The organism is Microcoleus sp. SVA1B4 (genome assembly GCF_036700545.1).
In the GTDB taxonomy this organism is placed as follows: Bacteria; Cyanobacteriota; Cyanobacteriia; order Cyanobacteriales; family Microcoleaceae; genus Microcoleus.
Map to the genome: position 1 here is coordinate 1 of NZ_JAUBPB010000126.1, position 5,708 is coordinate 5,708.

A 5,708-nucleotide genomic window follows, 5' to 3' on the forward strand; every position below is an offset into this window, starting at 1 on the left:
TGTTGGTTTTTGTGGCCTGGTTCCGTCTCTGAGTAGCTCTAGTATCTGCTGAATGGTTAACCCTTCCGCGCTGGTTGAGCGAGTCTGTCCAGAGCGATGAAGGGCACCAGGCGGCCTGATTCCTTGGGTTCTGACTGCTGAGGGTCCACCTATCTCTTTAATCAGATTTTCACAGTGAAGGCGTTGGGCTTTTGTTTCAACTCTAACCCAGAGATGCGCTTTCCCTGGTCCCCCGCCTGAGTGCATCACTGCTGAGGGGAACCTTAGCTTTCTTTTTAGGGCAAAGGCTTTGTCCAGGCCATCTTCTGTGTCGAAGTCGGCGGCAACAAAATCAAGGTTTGGCAGGATGAAGCCAGCGTCTTTTTGTGGGTCCCAAGTGTTGAGCCAGCGTTGGCCTGTTTTCTTGTTATCAGGGTTCAGGTCATAGAACTGTTTGTCACGGGAGATGACTACGGCTAGCTCTTTTGTGGCGATGGCTTCTGATTCCTCAAGCTGTGGCGGCCTGGTCAGGATCTCGGCGATGCTCACAGGTCCAGTCCCTCCTCGGTGCCGATCTGCAGGGCAGAAAGGGGGATGGCATAGGCGGCCAGCTCGGCTCTGATTTCCTCGCGGGTGGCTTTGGTGCCGACGTTGGCGATGGCTTGGAGGATTGCCAGGGTGGATCTGATTCCCCCTTGATCGTCGTTTTCTTGGCAGGTGGCGAGCTGGTAAGCGGCTTCTGAGATAGCCTCCTGCGCTTGTTTATTAAGTTGTGGGTGCCTCACTTCTCCGGGCCTCCTACGGCCTGAGTGGGCTGGGTTTTGGTGAGTCTCTCAATCTCAGAGCTGGGGACGAGGTATCTGCCATTTGGCAGCTTTTCGGTCCAGATCCAGCCTCGTTCTTTCCAGTTGAGAAGTGTTTGAGGGGTGACGTGCAAAAGCTTTGCAGCTTCTGCGATGTTGTATGAAGTTACGGATGTCATGAGGTGTCTCTGCTTGCATTAGCTGCATTTCCTCACTCGCCTCGTTGCCCCTTCCTCCCTGAAAAAGTAAAGTTCTCTTGACAGATGCTTTTTCCTGGGTTAGAATCGTCCTGCTAGTAGAGAGCGCTGCAGTCCGATCCTTTTGGGGGTTGAGATTCAGTTTTGGACCGCCTTCATGTCCGGCAAGACATGGGGCGGTTTTGCTTTTAATGCTGTTCAACGAATCCAGACGAAGACCACTAGGTAAAGGCATCATTGCCTTTTGTTTGGTAGCATGAATTCGCTTGATTTGAACTCAAGGATATCCCTGCTTGGCTGAGATGCCAGTGGTCTGTAGAATTAACCATGTATAGATCAGGACTTTCTGACTTTGGTCCACTTCGTCAGCTTCTCCCAAAGGTTCGATTTCGGCTCTGGAGCTGGTAGAGCCTTGATTACTCGGTCCTGCAGTTGACTGAGCTGGGCTGTTAAATCGTGGTTTTGGTCCGCAAGGTTCCGGACTTCATGTGCCAGCGGCCTGAGCTGTTGGACTTCGTGCCGTAGCTCCTCGATCATGGCCATTTGTGCCTCTGCCAGAGCCTTCAGGGTTGCCAGGTCCCCGGTGTCGAGCTTCGTGCCTTCAGCGGCTGGTATCGGCTCTGAGACGGCCTTTTTAGGGGTGGCTTTTGATGCGCGCTCAAGATCCTCGGCGGTTACCCGGTATTCCTTCCCCTTGGGTCCCTCGATCAGCTCGGCGGCCAGGCGGCCTGACTTGATCCAACGGCGTAGAGTCTTCTCTGAGACTCCAGCGGCCTTGATTGCTTCAGCCAGCGATAGAGTCTCATTCATGCGGCCTCCCTTCTCTGCAGGACCACACGGACCGTAGAGGCGTGCCAGGTCCCACCCTTGGCGGTTGGCACGTTCCGGACGTTCAATTCGTTGGCGATGGCCAGCATCCCCTTTCCTTCGGCTCTGAGGCTTAGAATCAGGTCCTCGGTATCGCTTTCAATCATTGGCCTGGCTCCGAGAATAACACCCTGGGCTTTCTTCTCGGCCAGTCCCTCGCGGGTTCTGAGTCCGATCAACTCTCGCTCAAGCTGGGCAAAGGTGGCCATCATGCTGAGTTGTGCTCTGCCATGAGGGGTGGTTGTGTCTAGCCGGGCATCCAAGAGGCTGAGATTCCAGCCGTAGTGCTGGGCCATGTCCCCTACCTGGCAAACGTCTTTTACCGATCGGCTGAGGCGGTCGAGCTTGGCGGCCATCAGTACATCAGCCTCCCCTTTGTTCAGCAGGTCCAGAGCCTTCTGCAGTCCAGGGCGGTTGAGAGTCTTTCCAGAGATTCCACCGTCCTCGATCAGCTCGGCCAGGTGCCAGCCGTTCCTTTCACACTCGGCGATGATGGCGGCTTTCTGACTGGCCAGGCCTGCACCAGAATCAACCTGCTGGTCAGTCGAGACCCGGACGTAGCCGATAACGTGCTTGGTCTCTCTCTGGCTGGTCTTCGTCTTTCGTGCCCTGGGCATAACAAGACTATACACGAAACGTTCGTCTCATGTATACGGTCCCTGGTCACTTTCTTATTTTGTCTAGTCAGAGTGCTTTTTAGCGTGTACAGTTTTCGTTGCGCACCTGTCCAATTTTGAACCTGTAGCCTGGTCAATTTTGTCTGGTCATCATTCATGTCCACCCTGGTCAATATGGCTGGTCATACTGTCCAGAGCCTTCTGCAGTCCAGGGCGGCTTTTACAACGTCCAAAGGTAGGAGCATGAGAGGAAACACCGTGAGAAACACCGCGACCCAGTCAGGGCGAAACGGGGGACGGCTGAAGGTTGGGAACCCAGGCAACAAAGGCGGCGGCAGGATCAAGGATGAGCTGCGGTTAGAGCTGGTCGAGTGCTTTGAGGTTGGGATTCAGAAACTCAAACTGCGACTATTTCGAGATTCCATGTCCACGGGTGAGCTGGTGCGGCTGGTGGATCTTCTCGGTAAATATGCCCTGCCCTACGTGGTCGAAGAGAATGAACCCCCGCAGATTGATCTCTCTATGCTTTCGCTGTCGGCTCTGAAGGAACTGGAGGCGGCATCTAAGGGACGTACTGCTTTGTGGGTCGAGTCAGCCTCTCTGGAGGAACTCCGAGAATGGGCACGAAAGGACGCCAAGGGTGAGCCTACGTTTATCGTGCTTGACTACACAAAAGAGAGCCAATAGCTTCTAAAACTTTCCCCCTGATTTCTGGGGGTAGACCTCTATACATGGTTGGAACTGAAAAAAAGTGAAGGCATCAGCAAGGTGCTTTTGATCTTGATTCAGAAACAATCAGTATGGAGAAAAACCATGTTAATAAAAACGAGCCTAAACGCTCTAGAAGATCTATCGTTTCTGCCTTCTTTGTGAAGGTTCTACCTTGGCTGTGCGCTATATATGAAGGGATTGGCTTCTTAAGCGATGTCCTTGGAATAGTCGAGTTTATAGGGAGGTTCATTCACTAAAACTTTCTTAGCATCAGCGAGGGGGACGGCAGACCTTACAGGGGTCGTACCCCCTTCTTTTGGCTTCAGCCAGCTCCAGGGGTCGCTTGCTTCGTGAGAGATAGCGGCACCTGTCTTTGTGGTACTTGTCGCCTGTCCTGGTGACATAAACCGTCTGTGTCTGTGGCTTGTTGGTGAGAGCCTGGGGAACGACTGCGATAGTCGAGCCTATTAAGGCGATCAGTAGGGCAGAGCGTGATAGATGCCTCACGGTCGCACCTTACCTGGCTCAAATCGCCTTTTAAGGGGAAAGTTTTCGTAGATGGACTCTCAGTGTGGTCCCCGTGAGGGTCACTTATTGACGGGTGGCAGGTTTAAGACTAGAATCAAGAGGTGAATCCAGCCGGAATAAAGCTGTGTCCGAAGTGCCAGAGCCAGCACCAACTGAACGCTCAGGCTTGTCCTTGTGGGCACGTCTTTAGAACTCAATTCGTGCCGCCAAATCAGACTGTGGCGATGCCAGTTCAACCCATGCCCGGATATCAGCCGGACCCGTACGCGAATCCCGGGGGAATCTACGCCATGCCTCAAAAGCGTTCGTCTGCTTGGGCTTGGGGCCTTTCAGGGTTAACCGTTATTGTAGGGGTTGCTCTTTTTCTGCTTTGGCCAAACATCACTATGACATTTGATCGTAATGCCCTTTCTGGTGACTGGGAGATGACTGCTGGTAATCAAACATCAGGAATCATTTTAAAGTCTTCAGGTGAGGGGACCTTCTTGAGTAACTCTACTGTTATCCGAGATTTTAAATGGGAGTTGCCTCGCCCTGGCTTCATCTATATCAAAAGTGAACGATCAGTAGTGTTTGAATATGAGTTTCTACCTGGCGGCGGCTTGAGAATTGGCGAAGGGACTGACGCAACGGTTTACTATCGAAAGGGAACCCGTTAAGTTCTAGACACTTTTAAGGGGAAACTTTTAGTTTTTGACCGACGCGCGCGATTTTATGCATGAGGGATGGCGAGGCACGAGAGATGGCACGCATTGCCCCTCAGAGCCAGTTCTAGGCGTCTTTGACCAGATTCTGGACTCCTTACAGGTGCCATCACACTTGCAACGGTCTAGAAACACCGTGGCCGGCAGTCCGATTTTGAACCTGTAGGTGGTCCGATTTTGTTCGGTTCCGCTCGGCCTGGCTGGTGCCATGCTGATACTTGGCCTGGTCTTTCAGCTTCTGCCGTTTGGCTTCATTGTTCCTGGCATCAATTCTCCTTTGCTTCTCCAGCTTCCAGCCTTCTCTCTGCAGAGCGTGGATCAGCTTTCGGTGTTCACCGCGGCCAAGACTTCCACGCATTTGAGCGGCTCTAAGGTGGGCGGCTTCGTCCTCGATCCTGACGTAGCCTTTACCTTTCTTGGCGATGAGCCCAAGAGCTTCAAGCTGGGCCAGGCCTTTGTAAACACTTTGGCGAGTGCGTTTTGCCAAGGGTGCTAGTTCGGCTGCCGTGAGAGGTTCTGAAGGATCAAGAATCAGCCAGTACCTTTTTAACCCGTTCCGGCCAGAGAGTGAATCATGCGAGCATTTGTCGCAATAGGTGACCACTCTTTCTGTACACCCCCCTCCCCCTTCCAGGGGTTGAGTGGTCACTTTTTGAGACACTTTCAGCCTGTAGATTGAGGCTGTTTTTTGACTGCCATTTACTACTTTCTGAATGTGTCCAAGTTCACAGAGCTTTGTAATGCAGTTGCGGGCGGCTGTGTCTGAGCATCCAATAGCTTCGGCCAGGCTTCTTTTACTCAGGTGGAAGGAGTGGCCGTGGTTGAGCTTTGAGAGTCTTTCAATTTCGAGAATGGCAGCGTAGAGGTTTTTTCCCGATTTCTGTACGTCAGGGCACGAAAGGACGTGCTTGGTCCAGGTTTCCCCAAAAGATCTTTTTTTAAAAACCCCCCCCGCGTCAGCGGGTCCAGGTTTCAATCTCGGGAGGGTAGCTCGATCACTGCTGACGTAGTTCCAAACATCTTTTAGGTAGTTGTCCTGCTGTTTTGGGCTTCTGTCTTTGATCTTCTCGCCTGGTCCTTGTGGGTGCCTGAGAATCAATGTTTTAAAGTCCAGGTAGCTCAAGCCTTGCCTGAGAGCCAGCCCAGCGATCAGGCATAGGCGGTCACTTCTGAATCCGATAGGGACTGATTCTCCAGCGAGCTGGTCCAGGTCTAGTTTCTGCTTTGTTGGTTTTTGTGGCCTGGTTCCGTCTCTGAGTAGCTCTAGTATCTGCTGAATGGTTAACCCTTCCGCGCTGGTTG

General features: G+C 52.6%; 8 protein-coding genes. 2 read left to right on the top strand and 6 right to left on the bottom strand.

Annotated features, from left to right (window positions below; genetic code table 11):
• The 5 genes from QT987_RS29195 to QT987_RS29215 all read right to left on the bottom strand — a co-directional run.
• On the bottom strand, positions 1-528 hold a 528-nt coding region (locus QT987_RS29195; RefSeq protein WP_333246951.1), incomplete at its 3' end, for a hypothetical protein.
• Positions 525-764: a hypothetical protein gene (locus tag QT987_RS29200; RefSeq protein ID WP_332962588.1), complete on the bottom strand. Its 240-nt coding sequence runs from the start codon at positions 762-764 to the stop codon at positions 525-527. The genes QT987_RS29200 and QT987_RS29195, both read right to left, overlap by 4 nt.
• Positions 761-961, bottom strand: coding sequence for a MerR family transcriptional regulator (locus QT987_RS29205; RefSeq protein ID WP_332962587.1), 201 nt, complete (start codon positions 959-961; stop codon positions 761-763). The genes QT987_RS29200 and QT987_RS29205 overlap by 4 nt, the downstream gene beginning before the upstream one ends.
• Before the next feature lie 354 nt (positions 962-1,315).
• Entirely contained in the window at positions 1,316-1,789 is a 474-nt protein-coding gene (locus tag QT987_RS29210; protein WP_332962586.1) for a helix-turn-helix domain-containing protein, read from the bottom strand.
• Positions 1,786-2,463 (bottom strand): recombinase family protein, encoded by a 678-nt coding sequence (locus tag QT987_RS29215; protein ID WP_332962585.1) that lies wholly within the window; start codon positions 2,461-2,463, stop codon positions 1,786-1,788. The genes QT987_RS29210 and QT987_RS29215 overlap by 4 nt, the downstream gene beginning before the upstream one ends.
• A gap of 258 nt (positions 2,464-2,721) precedes the next feature.
• On the opposite strand from QT987_RS29215, the gene QT987_RS29220 reads away from it, so the two are divergent.
• The gene (locus QT987_RS29220; protein ID WP_333101137.1) at positions 2,722-3,150 is read left to right on the top strand and encodes a hypothetical protein; all 429 of its coding nucleotides are present in this window, start codon (positions 2,722-2,724) and stop codon (positions 3,148-3,150) included.
• An 842-nt stretch (positions 3,151-3,992) separates the two neighbouring features.
• A complete protein-coding gene (locus QT987_RS29225; RefSeq protein WP_332962583.1) occupies positions 3,993-4,361 on the top strand; it encodes a hypothetical protein in 369 nt (122 codons plus the stop codon).
• Positions 4,362-4,515: 154 nt separating this feature from the next.
• Here QT987_RS29225 and QT987_RS29230 read toward each other — a convergent pair.
• The coding region (locus tag QT987_RS29230; protein ID WP_333246953.1) for an HTH domain-containing protein at positions 4,516-5,708 on the bottom strand (1,193 nt) is incomplete at its 5' end.